At 52.7% G+C, this 17,609-nt stretch carries 13 protein-coding genes, 3 tRNA genes and 1 pseudogene; 4 read left to right on the plus strand and 13 right to left on the minus strand.

Features of this window, described 5'->3' with window-relative positions; all coding sequences use genetic code 11:
* Positions 1–6: 6 nt before the first annotated feature.
* The 8 genes from EA14781_RS02575 to pncC all read right to left on the minus strand — a co-directional run bounded on the left by EA14781_RS02575 (position 7) and on the right by pncC (position 6,191).
* A tRNA-Arg gene (locus EA14781_RS02575) sits at positions 7–83 on the minus strand.
* 63 nt (positions 84–146) lie between these two features.
* Positions 147–223: transfer RNA gene (locus EA14781_RS02580), tRNA-Arg, on the minus strand.
* Positions 224–226: 3 nt separating this feature from the next.
* Positions 227–319 (minus strand) — tRNA-Ser (locus EA14781_RS02585).
* A 315-nt stretch (positions 320–634) separates the two neighbouring features.
* The gene (gene csrA / locus EA14781_RS02590; protein ID WP_000906486.1) at positions 635–820 is read right to left on the minus strand and encodes a carbon storage regulator CsrA; all 186 of its coding nucleotides are present in this window, start codon (positions 818–820) and stop codon (positions 635–637) included.
* 234 nt (positions 821–1,054) lie between these two features.
* Complete coding sequence (gene alaS / locus EA14781_RS02595) at positions 1,055–3,685, minus strand: alanine--tRNA ligase (protein ID WP_000047214.1); 2,631 nt, start codon at positions 3,683–3,685, stop codon at positions 1,055–1,057.
* Positions 3,686–3,813: 128 nt separating this feature from the next.
* Positions 3,814–4,314, minus strand: coding sequence for a recombination regulator RecX (gene recX, locus EA14781_RS02600; protein WP_000140494.1), 501 nt, complete (start codon positions 4,312–4,314; stop codon positions 3,814–3,816).
* A gap of 238 nt (positions 4,315–4,552) precedes the next feature.
* The gene (gene recA / locus EA14781_RS02605) at positions 4,553–5,614 is read right to left on the minus strand and encodes a recombinase RecA (protein ID WP_000963142.1); all 1,062 of its coding nucleotides are present in this window, start codon (positions 5,612–5,614) and stop codon (positions 4,553–4,555) included.
* A gap of 79 nt (positions 5,615–5,693) precedes the next feature.
* A complete protein-coding gene (pncC, locus tag EA14781_RS02610) occupies positions 5,694–6,191 on the minus strand; it encodes a nicotinamide-nucleotide amidase (protein ID WP_000567258.1) in 498 nt (165 codons plus the stop codon).
* A 181-nt stretch (positions 6,192–6,372) separates the two neighbouring features.
* Here pncC and EA14781_RS02615 point away from each other — a divergent pair, with 181 nt between their 5' ends.
* Positions 6,373–6,612, plus strand: coding sequence for a hypothetical protein (locus EA14781_RS02615; RefSeq protein WP_000985459.1), 240 nt, complete (start codon positions 6,373–6,375; stop codon positions 6,610–6,612).
* Positions 6,613–6,650: 38 nt separating this feature from the next.
* Here the strand turns inward: EA14781_RS02615 and mltB are convergent, their stop codons facing one another.
* On the minus strand, positions 6,651–7,736 hold the full coding sequence (gene mltB / locus EA14781_RS02620; RefSeq protein ID WP_000476838.1) for a lytic murein transglycosylase B: 1,086 nt from the start codon (positions 7,734–7,736) through the stop codon (positions 6,651–6,653).
* A gap of 252 nt (positions 7,737–7,988) precedes the next feature.
* On the opposite strand from mltB, the gene gutQ reads away from it, so the two are divergent.
* Entirely contained in the window at positions 7,989–8,954 is a 966-nt protein-coding gene (gene gutQ, locus EA14781_RS02625; protein ID WP_001287436.1) for an arabinose-5-phosphate isomerase GutQ, read from the plus strand.
* On the opposite strand, the gene norR is transcribed toward gutQ, so the two are convergent.
* Entirely contained in the window at positions 8,951–10,465 is a 1,515-nt protein-coding gene (gene norR / locus EA14781_RS02630) for a nitric oxide reductase transcriptional regulator NorR (RefSeq protein ID WP_000010712.1), read from the minus strand. The genes gutQ and norR overlap by 4 nt on opposite strands.
* A gap of 186 nt (positions 10,466–10,651) precedes the next feature.
* Here norR and norV point away from each other — a divergent pair, with 186 nt between their 5' ends.
* Both norV and norW read left to right on the plus strand, forming a co-directional pair.
* Positions 10,652–12,091: an anaerobic nitric oxide reductase flavorubredoxin gene (gene norV, locus EA14781_RS02635; protein ID WP_000029587.1), complete on the plus strand. Its 1,440-nt coding sequence runs from the start codon at positions 10,652–10,654 to the stop codon at positions 12,089–12,091.
* Positions 12,088–13,221 carry an NADH:flavorubredoxin reductase NorW gene (gene norW, locus EA14781_RS02640; RefSeq protein WP_000064706.1) on the plus strand — a complete coding sequence of 378 codons (1,134 nt, stop codon included), beginning with the start codon at positions 12,088–12,090 and terminating at the stop codon, positions 13,219–13,221. The genes norV and norW overlap by 4 nt, the downstream gene beginning before the upstream one ends.
* Positions 13,222–13,541: 320 nt before the next feature.
* Here norW and hypF read toward each other — a convergent pair whose 3' ends face one another.
* The 3 genes and pseudogenes from hypF to EA14781_RS02655 all read right to left on the minus strand — a co-directional run bounded on the left by hypF (position 13,542) and on the right by EA14781_RS02655 (position 17,578).
* Positions 13,542–15,794: a carbamoyltransferase HypF gene (gene hypF / locus EA14781_RS02645; RefSeq protein ID WP_024164733.1), complete on the minus strand. Its 2,253-nt coding sequence runs from the start codon at positions 15,792–15,794 to the stop codon at positions 13,542–13,544.
* A 152-nt stretch (positions 15,795–15,946) separates the two neighbouring features.
* The gene (hydN, locus tag EA14781_RS02650) at positions 15,947–16,474 is read right to left on the minus strand and encodes an electron transport protein HydN (protein ID WP_001078780.1); all 528 of its coding nucleotides are present in this window, start codon (positions 16,472–16,474) and stop codon (positions 15,947–15,949) included.
* Between the two features lie 349 nt (positions 16,475–16,823).
* Positions 16,824–17,578 (minus strand): annotated as a pseudogene (locus EA14781_RS02655) (hypothetical protein).
* Positions 17,579–17,609: the final 31 nt, after the last annotated feature.

The raw sequence follows: 17,609 nt of genomic DNA on the forward strand, positions 1-17,609 counted from the left end.
AAGAGATGGTGCATCCGGGAGGATTCGAACCTCCGACCGCTCGGTTCGTAGCCGAGTACTCTATCCAGCTGAGCTACGGATGCATCGGGAAACTTACTTTACTGCAGATTTTTGATACCGCTACTAAAGCCGCATCAAGTAAAAGATGGTGCATCCGGGAGGATTCGAACCTCCGACCGCTCGGTTCGTAGCCGAGTACTCTATCCAGCTGAGCTACGGATGCAAATGGCGGTGAGGCGGGGATTCGAACCCCGGATGCAGCTTTTGACCGCATACTCCCTTAGCAGGGGAGCGCCTTCAGCCTCTCGGCCACCTCACCACACGCCTCTTACGAGTGCTTCGAAGAACTTGTTTATCGCTCATCGTCGCTGCGTGGCGCACATATTACTTTCTGAGACTTATAAGTCAAACAATTTTTCCCACACTTTTATCGTTTGCACACTTCACGCGCAATTAGTCTGTAAAAACGTCAAAAAGAGTGTTTTATCAACAGAAAAATGGGCGTCTGGCGGATAGCAGTAATACAAAAAAGTGGAGACTTAAGTTGAATGAACGGGAGTAGCGCGAAAAGAAAATGAAGTGAAGGAGAAATTTTGAGGGTGCGTCTCACCGTTAAAGATGAGACGCGGAAAGATTAGTAACTGGACTGCTGGGATTTTTCAGCCTGGATACGCTGGTAGATCTCTTCACGGTGAACAGAAACTTCCTTCGGGGCATTTACGCCAATACGTACCTGGTTGCCCTTTACCCCTAAAACTGTCACGGTGACCTCATCCCCAATCATGAGGGTCTCACCAACTCGACGAGTCAGAATCAGCATTCTTTGCTCCTTGAAAGATTAAAAGAGTCGGGTCTCTCTGTATCCCGGCATTATCCATCATATAACGCCAAAAAGTAAGCAATGACAAACACATTACATCTAAGCAGTCATGGCATTACATTCTGTTAAACCTAAGTTTAGCCGATATACACAACTTCAACCTGACTTTATCGTTGTCGATAGCGTTAATGCGAATGCCGCAGATTCGCTCCGCGGCATTGCCTGACGCTTATATTATTGCAATTTCGCGCTGACCCAGCCTTTCACACTGGCTAACGCTGCAGGTAAGGCCGCAGCATCCGTACCACCGGCTTGCGCCATGTCAGGACGTCCACCACCTTTGCCGCCCACCTGCTGAGCGACCATACCAATCAGTTCCCCTGCTTTCACACGATCTGTGACGTCCTTAGATACGCCTGCAATCAGAGAAACCTTGCCTTCGGCTACCGTTGCCAGCACGATAATTGTCGACCCCAGCTGATTTTTTAAATCGTCAACCATGGTACGCAACATCTTCGGCTCAACACCGCTAAGCTCGCTAACCAACAGCTTAACACCATTAACATCAATTGCCTTACTGGAAAGATTTGCGCTCTCCTGTGCGGCAGCTTGTTCTTTAAGCTGTTGTAACTCTTTTTCCAGTTGACGCGTACGTTCCAGTACTGAACGCACTTTATCAGCCAGATTATTGCTATCGCCTTTCAGCAGATGTGCAATTTCGCCTAAACGATCGCTATCTGCATGAACGGTGGCAATAGCGCCTTCTCCGGTTACCGCCTCGATACGACGAACGCCTGCAGCAGTACCCGATTCAGAAATGATGCGGAACAGACCGATATCACCGGTGCGGCTGGCGTGAGTACCGCCACACAGCTCGGTGGAGAAATCGCCCATGCTCAGCACGCGTACGCGCTCATCATACTTCTCGCCAAACAGCGCCATAGCGCCTTTCGCTTTCGCTGCCTCAAGATCCATGATGTTGGTTTCGATAGGCAGGTTGCGACGAATCTGTGCGTTCACCAGGTCTTCGACCGCACGAATCTCTTCTGGTTTCATCGCTTCGTTGTGTGAGAAGTCGAAGCGCAGCACTTTGTCATTAACCAGCGAACCTTTCTGCGATACGTGAGTACCCAGAACCTGGCGCAGCGCGGCGTGCATCAGGTGCGTTGCGGAGTGATTCAGACGAATACGAGCGCGACGAGCCTCATCAACATCAGCCTGCACCGCGTCGCCCACGTTCAGAGAACCCGCAGCAAGTTTACCGATGTGACCAATCGCCTGGCCGTATTTCTGCGTATCTTCCACCGCAAAGGAGAAGTTAGCGCCTTTCAGTTCGCCTTTATCGCCAACCTGGCCGCCTGATTCCGCATAGAATGGCGTTTGATCCAGCACGACAACCGCTTCCTGACCTGCGTTGATAACATCAACCGCTTTGCCATCGACAAACAGCGCGGTCACTTTGCCGCTCAGTTCCAGATGGTCATAGCCTTTAAATTCAGAAGCGCTGTCGACACGGATCATCGCATTGTAGTCCGCACCAAAGCCGCTGGCTTCGCGCGCGCGACGACGCTGCTCTTCCATTGCCGCTTCAAAACCGGCTTCATCGACTTTGATGTTGCGTTCACGGCAAACGTCAGCCGTCAGATCAACCGGGAAGCCGTAGGTATCGTACAGACGGAAAGCGGTTTCGCCATCCAGCGTATCGCCAGAAAGTTTCGCCAGCTCTTCGTCCAGCAGCGCCAGACCGCGTTCCAGCGTGCGGGCAAACTGCTCTTCTTCGGTCTTCAGCACCTGTTCAACCAGCGCCTGCTGGCGTTTCAGGTCTTCACCCGCAGAGCCCATAACGTCGATCAGCGGACCAACCAGTTTGTAGAAGAAGGTTTCTTTCGCGCCGAGCATATTGCCGTGACGGACTGCGCGACGAATGATACGACGCAGTACATAACCACGGTTTTCGTTGGACGGCATTACGCCATCCGCGATCAGGAACGCACAAGAACGAATGTGGTCAGCGATTACGCGCAGCGATTTGTTGCTCAGATCAGTCGCGCCGGTCACTTTCGCTACCGCCTGGATCAGCGTACGGAACAGGTCGATGTCATAGTTAGAGTTAACGTGTTGCAGCACCGCAGCAATACGCTCAAGACCCATACCAGTATCTACAGACGGCTTCGGCAGCGGTTCCATCGTGCCATCTGCCTGGCGGTTGAACTGCATGAAGACGATGTTCCAGATCTCAATGTAACGGTCGCCGTCTTCTTCCGGGCTTCCCGGAGGCCCACCCCAAATGTGGTCGCCGTGATCGTAAAAGATTTCGGTGCACGGGCCGCACGGACCAGTGTCACCCATCTGCCAGAAGTTGTCAGATGCGTATGGCGCACCTTTGTTATCGCCGATGCGAATAATACGTTCGCGCGGGATACCGACTTCTTTTTCCCAGATTTCGTAGGCTTCGTCGTCGCTTTCATAGACGGTAACCCACAGACGCTCTTTCGGCAGGCCAAACCATTTTTCGCTGGTCAGCAATTCCCATGCAAACTGAATGGCATCGTGTTTGAAGTAGTCGCCGAAGCTGAAGTTGCCCAGCATTTCGAAGAAGGTATGGTGACGCGCGGTGTAACCGACGTTTTCCAGGTCGTTGTGTTTACCACCTGCACGCACACAGCGCTGGGAGGTCGTTGCGCGGGAATAATTACGCTTGTCGAGCCCAAGGAACACATCCTTGAACTGGTTCATCCCGGCGTTGGTAAACAACAAAGTTGGGTCGTTATGGGGTACCAGGGAGCTGCTGGCAACTACCTGATGTCCCTTACTATGGAAAAAGTCGAGAAACGCCTGACGGATCTCAGCGGTGCTCTTGCTCATAATTATCCTGAAATCAAGCTAACGAAATATCGTTACCAACAGTAGCGCGTCGTTAACCGCCCGGCTGGTAACTGAAAAGTGGGAATAAGATAAGTTTTCTTGACTGGGAAGTAAAATCCCGTATGCGTTCAGTCAGCAAAATTTCGCCAAATTTCCTGGATATCCTCCATCAGATAGCCACGATAGAGCAGAAAACGCTGGATCTTAACTTTTTCTGAAAAGAGAACTGGCAGCGGTTCACCATATTTTCGTGTCGCCTGGTTACGAGCCAGTTCGCACCAATCGATGTCACATTCACGCATTGCTTTTTCTGTCGCTTCGCGGGAAATGCCCTTCTGGTTCAGTTCCTGACGGATTCGCGCCGGACCATAGCCTTTGCGGCTACGGCTGGCAATAAAACGTGCGACAAAGCGGCTGTCATCAAGATAGCCATGTTCATAGCACCAGGCGATAACGCGTTCGTAATCCTCTGCCGTGGCATCAATCTCTTCCGGGCCATTTTTGCCCATAATCGGTGCCGCGAGTTTACGTCGCAGTTCTTGCTCACTGTGATCGCGTACCGCCAGAATGCGCACCGCACGGTCCAACAGACGAGCATATGCCGGGCGACGGGGTGTGGATTCTGTCATGGCATATCCTTACAACTTAAAAAGCAAAAGGGCCGCAGATGCGACCCAGGTTTTGCTGACAAAGTGCGCGTTGTTTATGCCGGATGCGGCGTGAGCGCCTTATCCGTCCTACAAACCGTGCAACTTCAATACATTGCAGAGAACATGTAGGCCTGATAAGCGTAGCGCATCAGGCAATTTTGCGTTTGTCATCCGTCTCAAAGTCGCAGATACGTCCCTTGTGTATCAAACAAGACGATTAAAAATCTTCGTTAGCTTCTGCTACGCCTTCGCTGTCATCTACAGAGAAATCCGGCGTTGAGTTCGGGTTGCTCAGCAGCAGCTCACGTACTTTCTTCTCGATCTCTTTCGCGGTTTCCGGGTTGTCTTTCAGCCAGGCAGTCGCATTTGCTTTACCCTGGCCGATCTTCTCGCCTTTGTAGCTGTACCACGCGCCAGCTTTCTCGATCAGCTTCTCTTTCACACCCAGATCAACCAGTTCGCCGTAGAAGTTGATACCTTCGCCGTAGAGGATCTGGAATTCAGCCTGTTTAAACGGCGCAGCGATTTTGTTCTTCACCACTTTCACGCGGGTTTCGCTACCCACCACGTTTTCGCCCTCTTTCACCGCGCCGATACGACGGATGTCGAGACGAACAGAGGCGTAGAATTTCAGCGCGTTACCACCGGTAGTGGTTTCCGGGTTACCGAACATCACACCAATTTTCATACGGATCTGGTTGATGAAGATCAGCAGCGTGTTGGACTGCTTCAGGTTACCCGCCAGCTTACGCATAGCCTGGCTCATCATACGTGCCGCAAGGCCCATGTGAGAGTCGCCGATTTCACCTTCGATTTCCGCTTTCGGCGTCAGTGCCGCTACGGAGTCAACAACGATAACATCTACTGCGCCAGAGCGCGCCAGGGCGTCACAGATTTCCAGCGCCTGTTCGCCAGTGTCCGGCTGGGAACACAGCAGGTTGTCGATATCGACGCCCAGTTTACGAGCATAGATTGGATCCAGCGCGTGTTCAGCATCGATAAATGCACAAGTTTTACCTTCGCGCTGGGCAGCAGCAATCACCTGCAGCGTCAGCGTGGTTTTACCGGAAGATTCCGGTCCGTAAATTTCGACGATACGGCCCATCGGCAGACCACCTGCCCCAAGTGCGATATCCAGTGAAAGCGAACCAGTAGAGATGGTTTCCACATCCATGGAACGGTCTTCACCCAGGCGCATGATGGAGCCTTTACCAAATTGTTTCTCAATCTGGCCCAGTGCTGCCGCCAACGCTTTCTGTTTGTTTTCGTCGATAGCCATTTTTACTCCTGTCATGCCGGGTAATACCGGATAGTCAATATGTTCTGTTGAAGCAATTATACTGTATGTTCATACAGCATCAAGTGTTTTGTAGAAATTGTTGTCGCAGCGTCTGTAATGCATACGCCGTCGCCTGACGACGCACCGCATCACGGTCGCCGCTGAAGCATTCCCGGCGAGTAATGCCTTCGCCGCTGGCAGAAGCGAAAGCAAACCAGACCGTACCAACAGGCTTCTCTTCGCTGCCGCCATCTGGCCCGGCGATACCACTGATAGACACGGCATAATCAGCACGAGCCGCTTTCAGTGCACCTATCGCCATTTCCACCACGACAGGTTCACTCACCGCGCCATGCTGCGTCAGCGTCTCTTCGCGTACGCCGATCATCTGCACTTTGGCTTCGTTGCTGTAGGTGACGAATCCACGTTCAAACCAGGCGGAACTGCCGGCAATATCGGTAATCACTTTCGCTACCCAACCGCCAGTACAAGACTCAGCAGTTGTTACGGTTGCGCCACGGGCTTTCAGCGCCAGCCCAACCTGTTCGCTTAACTGCATCAGTTCACTGTCAATCATCACAACCTCTGTCAGTCAAAAATTTATGCCGGACAAGATAGCACTTTCCCGCAAAAGATGGGGACGAGCGATTCATTTTACGAGTCGCGTTCCGAAAAAAGACTGTTGCGGCCAATCGGTAAAGAAAAAGCGCTACCATGCCGCGTTCACATTGATATGTATTCACAGGGAGAGAATAGCAATGGCAATAAAGAAAACGGATAACCCCCCACAAAACGTGCTCAAACAAACCACACAAATGCGTATGTGGGTCATCATTGGCGGCATCAGCGCACTGATTTCCGTGATATGTAAAGTTTTATCTTCTGGCTATCTTGAACCTTTTGACTTCGGTCAGGCTGCGTTAGGCGTTGTCTGCCTGGGATATGCGATATCGCTGTCGAAAAAAATCAAGCAATTACGCCATTCGAATAAACAGTAAGATAACAGAGGGAAGTTTAACCTCCCTCTTGCAAATAGTTACTGCACGCGCGCCAGCGCCACGGCTTGTCCTAACTGCCAGACCGCCATTGCGTAATGGGTGCTGTGGTTGTAACGGGTGATGGTGTAGAAGTTCGGCAGACCATACCAGTACTGGTAACCGGTGCCAACATCCAGACGCAGCAAGCTGGCCTGCTGATGATTCCCCAGCGACTGCTGCGGCGTTAGTCCAGCTGCGGCAAGTTGTGAAATGCTGTACCTGGTTTTGAAACCATTCGGTAAGCCTGGCGCCTGACCGTTTGCCATCACCGCCACCTGATCGCCTTTCACCCAGCCGTGCGCTTTGAAATAGTTCGCTACACTACCGATGGCATCAACCGGATCCCACAGGTTGATATGCCCGTCACCGCTGAAATCCACCGCATATTGTTTGTAAGACGATGGCATAAACTGACCGTAACCCATCGCACCTGCAAAGGAACCTTTCAGATTGAGCGGATCGTCCTGCTCGTCGCGCGCCATCAGCAGGAAGGTTTCCAGCTCACCTGAAAAATATTCCGCGCGGCGAGGGTAATTAAATGACAGCGTTGCCAGCGCATCGAGAATGCGAGTTTTCCCCATCACGCGTCCCCAACGGGTTTCAACGCCGATAATCCCGACGATAATTTCCGGTGGAACACCATACACCTGCCACGCGCGATTCAGTGCATCTTCATATTGATTCCAGAAAACCACGCCATTTTGCACGTTATCCGGGGTAATAAATTTTTTGCGATAGCGCAACCATGCGCCGTTCGGGCCAGATGGCGGCTTCACCGATGTGGTTGGCGCCTGGTTATCCATCAGCCGCAGTACCGAATCCAGACGTTTCGCCTGGGAGAGAATTTCCTGCAACTGCTGACGATCGAAGCCGTGTTTGTTCACCATTTTGTCGATGAACTGCTGAGCATTCGGGTTATTGGCGAAGTCACCACCCATCTGCATCACGTTGTGCTGCGGCTCAAGCAGGAAGCCGCCGGACGGCGTTCCAGTGGTCGTTTCAGTCTCTGTCGGTTTTGGCTTGCTGCTACAGGCGGCAAGCAACACAAAAAGGGGAAGCAATGTTACATAACGACGCTTGAACATGAGGGGTCCATTTAACAAATTCAACCAGGGGCAAGTATGGTAAAGCATCCCGCCCCGCACAAGGAAGCGGTAGTCTGTTTTCAGCACTCTATTTCTCTCAGATGTTTTCTTTTGGCACATCTTTTTTCTTCACGAATGTTGTAACCAAACCCACATAAGTTGTTTCACCTCCCATGGCATTGGATAATGTGCGCTCACCCCGGCCATCAATCCCTGGCTGGAAAAAGGAATGGACCTTAACCGGAGAGAGCAATGAGTGAAGCACTACTGAACGCGGGACGTCAGACGTTAATGCTGGAGTTGCAGGAAGCAAGCCGTTTACCAGAACGTCTGGGCGATGATTTTGTTCGCGCCGCCAATATCATCCTGCACTGCGAAGGCAAAGTGGTGGTTTCGGGAATTGGCAAATCGGGCCACATTGGTAAGAAAATCGCCGCAACGCTTGCCAGCACCGGCACACCTGCCTTTTTTGTCCATCCGGCAGAGGCACTGCACGGCGATCTGGGGATGATTGAAAGCCGCGATGTGATGCTGTTTATCTCTTACTCCGGTGGCGCAAAAGAGCTGGATCTGATTATTCCGCGTCTGGAAGACAAATCAATTACCTTGCTGGCAATGACCGGCAAACCGACCTCACCGCTGGGGTTAGCGGCAAAAGCAGTGCTGGATATTTCCGTCGAACGCGAAGCTTGTCCGATGCACCTTGCGCCAACCTCCAGCACCGTCAATACCCTGATGATGGGCGACGCGCTGGCGATGGCGGTCATGCAGGCGCGCGGTTTTAATGAAGAAGATTTTGCCCGCTCCCACCCAGCTGGGGCACTGGGCGCTCGCTTGCTGAACAAAGTGCATCATCTGATGCGCAGTGATGACGCCATCCCACAGGTGGCGTTAAATGCCAGCGTGATGGACGCAATGCTGGAACTCAGTCGCACCGGTTTAGGTCTGGTGGCAGTGTGCGATGATCAACAACTGGTGAAAGGCGTCTTTACCGACGGTGATTTACGTCGCTGGCTGGTTGGCGGCGGCGCACTCACCACGCCAGTCAATGAAGCGATGACGGTCGGCGGCACCACGTTGCAGGCACAAAGCCGCGCCATCGACGCCAAAGAAATCCTGATGAAGCGCAAAATCACCGCCGCACCGGTAGTGGATGAAAACGGCAAACTCACCGGCGCAATTAACCTGCAGGATTTCTATCAGGCCGGAATAATTTAATCTTTCAATCCCAGACGTTTCGCCAGCCGATGCAGGTTGGCGACGTCGGTTTCCAGCATCCGCGCGCTGGCGGCCCAGTTGTGATGATTTTGTGCCAGTGCCTGGCGAATGGTTTCACGCTGGAACTCTTCTGTCGCTTCACGCAGGTTTTGCTTAACGACGGGCATTGTCATCACTTCTGGCGACGGCAACGTCACCTCAGGAAAAGCAAAATGTTGCGCCTCAAGAACCACTTCATCGCCGCTGCGGGTCGCTCTCGCCAGCACCACCGCCCGATGAATAGCATGTTCCAGTTCGCGCACGTTCCCCGGAAAACTGTAATGTTGCAGTAAATTTTGCGCACTGGCACTTAACACCACGCGGGAAAGCCCCAGCCGCAGACGACACTGCTCGCAAAAATACCCCGCCAGCAGAATGACGTCATCGCCCCGCTCACGCAGCGGCGGCACTGAAAGCGGAAAGACGCTCAGACGATGGAACAAGTCGGCGCGAAATCGCCCTGCATGCACCTCTTCGCGTAAGTCACGGTTAGTCGCCGCCAGCACGCGCACATCCACGCGCAAACTACGGTCATCGCCAACGCGCTGAATATCGCCATACTGCAACACCCGCAGTAGCTTGGCCTGCAATGCCAACGACAATTCGCCAATCTCATCCAGAAACAGCGTGCCGTTATCCGCCATTTCAAACTTCCCACTGCGGTTACTGATAGCGCCAGTAAACGCCCCTTTCACATGCCCGAACAGTTCACTTTCCGCCACGCTTTCCGGCAGTGCGGCACAGTTGAGATAGACCAGCGGATTCACCGCCCGCGGCGAGGCTTCATGAATCGCTTTCGCCACCAGCTCCTTACCGGTTCCCGTCTCACCGCTGATTAAAACGTTGAGATCGGACGCCGCTACAATCTCAATCTCTTTTTTCAACTGCATCATGCCAGGGGACAAACCAATCATCTGCGTCGCTTTCACGGCTTCAAACGGCGCGGCATGACCCAGCAGCATATTCTGACTTTCCAGTTGTTCAATCAGCAACGCATTGCTTAACGCCCCCGCCGCCAGCGCGGCAATCAGCCGTAACTCTTCATCGCTGAAAACATCAAACTGATCGGGCTGCATCCCGTCCAGCGTCAATGCGCCGATCAGGTTTTGCCCGGCAAACAACGGCAAACCAACGCAGGCATGAACTTTCAGACTCTCCTGTCCGGGAATCAAACCGTCATAGGGATCGGGCAATTCGCTATCTGCGGGAAAGCGTACCACGTCCCCGGCGCGGGCAATCGCTTCCAGCCGCGGATGACCTTCCAGCGCAAAGCGCCTGCCGAGCACATCTTTCGCCAGCCCGTCGATGGCGAGCGGAATAAACTGCCGCGAGTCGTAACGCAACAACGCGGACGCATCACACTCCAGCACCTGACGCAACGTGGTGATCAGGCGCTGAAAACGATCCTGATGACCAATCCCGCGCTGCAATTCGATGGCGATATTCGCCAGCACATCAACGGAAAAACTCATCTTTGCCTCACTGTCAATTTGACTACAGATATTGTCATATCGACCATTCTATTGATAGTCATTTTGACTACCAATTAATGAGCATAAATTAATTTATTATTTAAAAACAATTAGATAAAAAATTGGCACGCAATCTGCAATCAGCAAGACATCTTTTTAGAACACGCTGAATAAATTGAGGTTGCTATGTCTATTGTGGTGAAAAATAACATTCATTGGGTGGGTCAACGTGACTGGGAAGTACGCGATTTTCACGGCACGGAATATAAAACGCTGCGCGGCAGCAGCTACAACAGCTACCTCATCCGCGAAGAAAAAAACGTGCTGATCGACACCGTCGACCATAAATTCAGCCGCGAATTTGTGCAGAATCTGCGTAATGAAATCGATCTGGCGGATATCGATTTCATCGTGATTAATCATGCAGAAGAAGACCACGCCGGGGCGCTGACCGAACTGATGGCGCAAATTCCCGATACGCCGATCTACTGTACAGCCAACGCTATCGACTCGATAAATGGTCATCACCATCACCCTGAGTGGAATTTCAACGTGGTAAAAACCGGCGACACGCTGGATATCGGTAACGGCAAACAGCTCATTTTTGTCGAAACGCCGATGCTGCACTGGCCGGACAGCATGATGACTTACCTGACAGGCGATGCGGTACTGTTCAGCAACGATGCTTTCGGTCAGCACTACTGCGACGAACATCTGTTCAACGATGAAGTGGATCAGACCGAACTTTTCGAACAGTGCCAACGTTACTACGCCAATATCCTGACGCCGTTCAGCCGCCTGGTAACGCCGAAAATCAACGAGATTCTGGGCTTTAACTTGCCAGTCGATATGATAGCGACCTCTCACGGCGTGGTATGGCGCGATAACCCGACGCAAATTGTCGAGTTGTACCTGAAATGGGCGGCGGATTATCAGGAAGACAGGATCACCATTTTCTACGACACCATGTCGAATAATACCCGCATGATGGCCGATGCTATCGCCCAGGGGATTACGGAAACCGACCCACGCGTAGCGGTGAAAATCTTCAACGTTGCCCGAAGCGATAAAAACGAAATCCTAACCAATGTCTTCCGCTCAAAAGGCGTGCTGGTCGGTACTTCCACCATGAATAACGTAATGATGCCGAAAATCGCCGGGCTGGTGGAGGAGATGACCGGATTGCGCTTTCGTAACAAACGCGCCAGTGCTTTCGGCTCTCACGGCTGGAGCGGCGGTGCAGTTGACCGTCTTTCTACGCGTTTGCAGGATGCTGGTTTCGAAATGTCACTCAGCCTGAAAGCCAAATGGCGACCGGACCAGGACGCACTGGAATTATGTCGTGAACACGGTCGTGAAATCGCCCGTCAGTGGGCGCTCACGCCGCTGCCGCAGAACACCGTGAATACGGTGGTTAAAGAAGAAACCTGCGCCACCACAACGGCTGATCTCGGCCCTCGGATGCAATGCAGCGTCTGCCAGTGGATTTACGATCCGGCAAAAGGCGAGCCAATGCAGGGCGTCGCACCAGGAACGCCGTGGAGTGAAGTCCCGGATAACTTCCTGTGCCCGGAATGTTCCCTCGGCAAAGATGTCTTTGATGAACTGGCATCGGAGGCAAAATGAGCAACGGCATTGTGATCATTGGTTCGGGCTTCGCCGCCCGCCAACTGGTGAAAAATATTCGCAAACAGGACGCCAGTATTCCATTAACCCTGATTGCCGCCGACAGCATGGACGAGTACAACAAACCAGACCTCAGTCATGTGATCAGTCAGGGGCAACGTGCCGACGATTTGACCCGCCAGACAGCAGGTGAATTTGCCGAACAGTTCAATCTGCGCCTGTTTCCACACACCTGGGTGACAGATATTGATGCCGAAGCCCATATGGTGAAAAGCCAGAATAATCAGTGGCAGTACGACAAGTTAGTGCTGGCAACCGGTGCCAGCGCCTTTGTCCCGCCGGTGCCCGGGCATGAGTTAATGCTGACGTTAAATAGTCAGCAAGAGTACAGGGCCTGTGAAACACAACTGCAGGAAGCGCAACGTGTGTTGATTGTCGGCGGTGGTTTGATTGGTAGCGAACTGGCGATGGATTTTTGTCGGGCTGGAAAAGCGGTCACGCTAATCGACAACGCTGCCAGTATTCTGGCGTCGTTAATGCCACCGGAAGTCAGCAGCCGCTTGCAGCATCGGTTGACGGAGATGGGCGTTCATCTGCTGTTGAAATCTCAGTTATTAGAGCTGGAAAAAACAGACACTGGTATTCAGGCAACGCTGGACCGCCAGCGCAGCATCGAAGTGGATACGGTAATTGCCGCCACCGGACTGCGCCCGGAAACCGCCCTGGCACGACGCGCCGGGCTGACGATTAATCGCGGCGTTTGCGTCGATAGTTATCTGCAAACCAGTAATGCCGAGATTTACGCACTGGGCGATTGCGCGGAAATTAACGGTCAGGTATTGCCGTTCCTCCAGCCGATTCAACTTAGCGCGATGGTGCTGGCAAAAAATCTTCTCGGCAATAACACACCGCTGAAACTTCCCGCCATGCTGGTAAAAATCAAAACGCCGGAGTTACCGCTGCATCTGGCAGGAGAAACCCAGCGTCAGGATTTACGCTGGCAGATTAATACCGAACGCCAGGGAATGGTGGCGCGCGGCGTTGACGATACCGACCAGCTTCGCGCCTTTGTGGTCAGTGAGGATCGGATGAAAGAGGCGTTTGGATTGTTGAAAACATTGCTGGTGTAGGCGCAATGTCGGATGCGACGCTGACGCGTCTTATCCAACCTACGGGGAGCGCTACAGGGAACGCATGTGTTGATCACATCATGCGTTCATGTCGCATCCGGCTACTGTGCCCAAAATATCGGATGCGACGCTGACGCATCTTATCCGACCTACGGGGAACGCATGTGTTGATCACATCATGCGTTTATGTTGCATCCGGCTACTGTGCCCAAAATGTCGGATGCGGCGCTGACGCGTCTTATCCAACCTACGGGGCGTATGTGTAGGCCGGATAAGGCGTTTACGCCGCATCCGGCAATAGTGTCCAAATGCAACAGGTTTTATCCGTTCTGGACTTCCCCCGCCCCCCAACGCGCCGCAGCAATAACCCCCTGCCCCAGAGACAATCCACCATCGCCCGCCGGTAAACTCTGCGGGAAGAGCAACGTAAAATCAGCAAGATAATGCGCCAGACGTGCACGCAGCAAACGGTTATGAATAACTCCGCCGCTGAACACCAGCGTAGTGATACCCCGCATCGTGGCTTGCTCACGCATCATCACGGCAAAACCCTGCGCCAGCGCATCATGGAACGCCCACGCGCGTTGATTAACCGGAGCCGACCAGTTCAGCCACTGCTGCCAGAAAGTGGCGAGATCCAGTTGATTGTCCACCAGCGGCATCGTCACCGGATGCGTCACTCCGTGGCACGAAGTCGCCAGCGCCTCCAGAGCACAAGCCGCTTCACCTTCATAACTTAACGTCACTGGCGCACAGCCCAGTGCCGCCGCTACGGCATCAAACAAACGCCCGCACGATGACGCCAGCGGCGCATTGATTCCACGCTCAATGGCCCGCGCCAGCACGCTCCAGTTTTGCTGTTGCACACTCGCCGTTTCAGGGTAGCTCTGCCACTCCGGCACAAAGCGCAGACACTGTGTCAGCAGGTTACGCCACGGCTGCTTTGCAGCCAGATCGCCACCAGCAAGCGCCACCGCAGGCAAGCCGCCCAGGTGCTCGCATTCACGATAGTTCACCCGCAGGCACTCGCCGCCCCACAACGCGCCGTTCTCCCCCATCCCAATACCGTCGAGTGTCAAAGCAATGACATCTCCACCATCCAAAGGCCAGTGGTGTTCTGCCAGACACGCCGCCGCGTGGGCATGATGATGCAGCACCGTTTGTGTCGGCAGATTCATCTCGCTTGCCCACTGGCTGGAGACATAGCCCGGGTGCGCGTCATGCACAACGAATTGCGGAGTGAAATCATAGATGTTTTGCATCAGGCGTAACGCTTCGCGCCACTGCATCTGGATGCCATCATCACTTAAATCGCCCAAATGCTGACTCAACACCGCTTGTTCACCGCGTACCAGGCAGAAGGTATTTTTTAAATCCGCGCCAAGACACAGCACAGGCGGGACATTTTTAAAGCCCGGAGGTAAAGCCAGCGCGTCCGGTACATACCCTCGCGAACGGCGCAGCATTTCGCCGCTTTTGCTCACCACCGAATCATCCATCCGCTGCACGATGTCGCGGTTATGCAATAAAAATCCGTCGGCGATGCCCTGCAAATCTTCCAGTGCCTGTTCGTTGCTGATAGCCGGTGGTTTACCGCTCAGGTTGCCGGAAGTCATCACCAACGGGCATTGCAATTCCTGTAACAGCAAATGCTGGAGCGGGTTCGCAGGCAACATCACCCCGACTTCGTTAAGACCAGGAGCGATATCGTCACACAATTCAGGAACGTATTTTTTATCCACCAGCACAATCGGCGCGGCAGGCGTGTTGAGTAACTGAAACGCAGCCTCCGGTAAACCTTCTGCCGTTGGCAACATAACCGCCAGCGGTTTCGCCGGGCGATGTTTGCGCGCCCGAAGTGTCGCCACCGCGTTACTGTTACGTGCATCGCAGGCGAGATGGAATCCGCCAATCCCTTTGATGGCGACAATGTTGCCCATTTTTAACTGTGCGATAGCTGCCTGTAATGCCGCCTCTTGTTCCGCATGTTCACCATGACTTACCCATTCAAGATGCGGGCCACACTCCGGGCAGGCCACCGGTTGGGCATGAAAGCGACGATCGAGCGGGTCACGGTACTCTTTATCACAGGCCGGACACAGCGGAAACGCCGCCATCACGGTAAACGGGCGGTCATAAGGCATCGCGCGAATAATGGTGAAACGCGGGCCACAGTGGGTACAGTTGATAAACGGATAACGATAACGCCGCTCGCCAGGGGTATTCATTTCGGCAAGACAAGCAGGGCAAGTGGCGGCATCGGGAACAATTTGCGTATTCATGGCGCCACCTGCACTCTGGCGGATAGTGAAATCAGCGGGAGGTTGCGCCCAGATAAACGGCTCACGCTCGACGCTATCAATACGCGCCAGCGGTGGGCAATGCTGATGTAGTTGGGCAAGAAACGTTTCCGGGTCTTCCAGCAGCCGAACTTCCACGCCATCGCCGTCATTACAGACATCGCCGTGAAGATTTAATTGCTGTGCCAGTTGCCAGACAAACGGACGAAAACCGACGCCCTGCACTTTGCCACGAATACGCAGTTGGACACCGCAAGATGTGTTTTTTGCCATTGAGTTATTCCCGCCATCATGAATTGCGTAACCCGCCCAGCCGGACACGAGCGCGTCGCATCCGGCAGTCACAGGTCGGCGATACCGCCCGCCCCGTATTCTACGAATATTTGCGGGAATTCCTTTGATGCCAGAACAGTTCTGTAAGATTTTTAGAACATCAGCGCCGTGCGACGGCGTTTTTCTGCGCTCAATTGTTCAAGTTTATTACGATCGACACAAATCAGCGCATGGGTCGGGCAAGCCGCCATACATGCCGGGCCTTCTTCACGATGGTTACATAAGTCGCATTTATTGGCCTCTGCTTTGTCGGCACGTACATTCAACCCCGCGCCGCTATTGCGAATCACCGGACGCACCACCACTTCCATCGCGCCATACGGGCAAGCCACAACGCAGGTTTTGCAACCAATGCAACGTTCCTGCATCACATGAACAAACCCTTTATCACGGCTGATAGCACCATTCGGGCAGACGTTAGCGCACGGTGCATCTTCACACTGACGGCAGACTGTCGCCGTGGAAATGTTTACACCTTTAATGACATGGATTCGCGGTAAAAATGTTTCCGGGGTCAGCGATGCGCAATCCTGATTTTCCTGATGAGAAACCACGCACGCCACTTCACAAGTACGGCAACCAATACATTTGCTCGCGTCAGCAATGATGAAACGGTTCATCAAATTCTCCAGCTATGACAGTTAATGCGCCGATACATTCATAAATCATGCCAGTTTTTAACTTATTATTATTTAAGGAAAATATTTTTCCACAATACGACCATAGCGATGTCATCGACACAAGTGACGATGACATGTGATGACAGTATTTATCGTAGTAAGGCAGAGATAATCCGTTTTCTGATGAATGTTTTATCGTTGCCAGCATAAAAAGTAATTGCCAGTAATGGGGAAAATTTAGAGTAAACAACTCTACCGGATGCGGCGGGAACGCCTTATCCGGCCTACACATTTCACGAACCAGGTAGGTCCGATAAGCGTAGCGCATCGGGCAATTTAGCGTTTGCCATCAGTTCTGATTCACCCCATCAAGCACATCGCCCTTTATTAAACAACGCTGTGTCAGCGCCAGATCTTTCGCTTGCGGGTTACGTCCGGCGACAGGTTTAATGACAAGTTTACGGTTGGAGGTATAGGTAAAACGCGTGAGTGCGGGATAGCTTAACTTGCCAAACCAGCCATGAACACGCTGCCATTTGGCCTCTTTTACCTGATACAAACTGGTTATCCAGTAACCGGAATCAAACTGCATGTCCAGCAATTGCGAGTGACCATTGCCTTGTAAATCAAGCAAATCATCAACGCCAGTTTCGTTTGCGGTGTAAAAACCATCGACCTGGAAAACACACGGGCGACCTTGCTGATTAAAGGTCATCAGGATTAAAAACGAGGAAGGCGCCAGCCCGTTTCCCGAAACTCCTCGCCAGATAACCAAATCCTGAATGCCATTACGATCGAGGTCAGCACGGTAAAATTGCGCATTACCCGCCATATTTTGCAGCACACCCACAGGCACAAACCAGGATTTACCGGCACGGTCTTTGCGGTTAATTGCCAGTAATCCTCTTCATTTGGCATCTTCTCAAGCGTTACGCCAGCAACGCCCACTTTTCTAAAATGCCAGTTTTGATCGGCATCATAAGGCAGGGTTAAAAGAGGTTTCAGCGACCGTTTATGAGCGTATTCGCTGTCGCTCATCGGCAGATACTCGGTAAAACCTGTGGCCTGCGCAGGCAGCACAAAGCCCAATAAAAAAGCGCACATCCCTGTCCTGATTTTCAATTCCCTGAATTCC

Origin of the sequence: Escherichia albertii NBRC 107761 = DSM 17582, assembly GCF_000759775.1 — a bacterium.
Classification (GTDB): domain Bacteria; phylum Pseudomonadota; class Gammaproteobacteria; order Enterobacterales; family Enterobacteriaceae; genus Escherichia; species Escherichia albertii.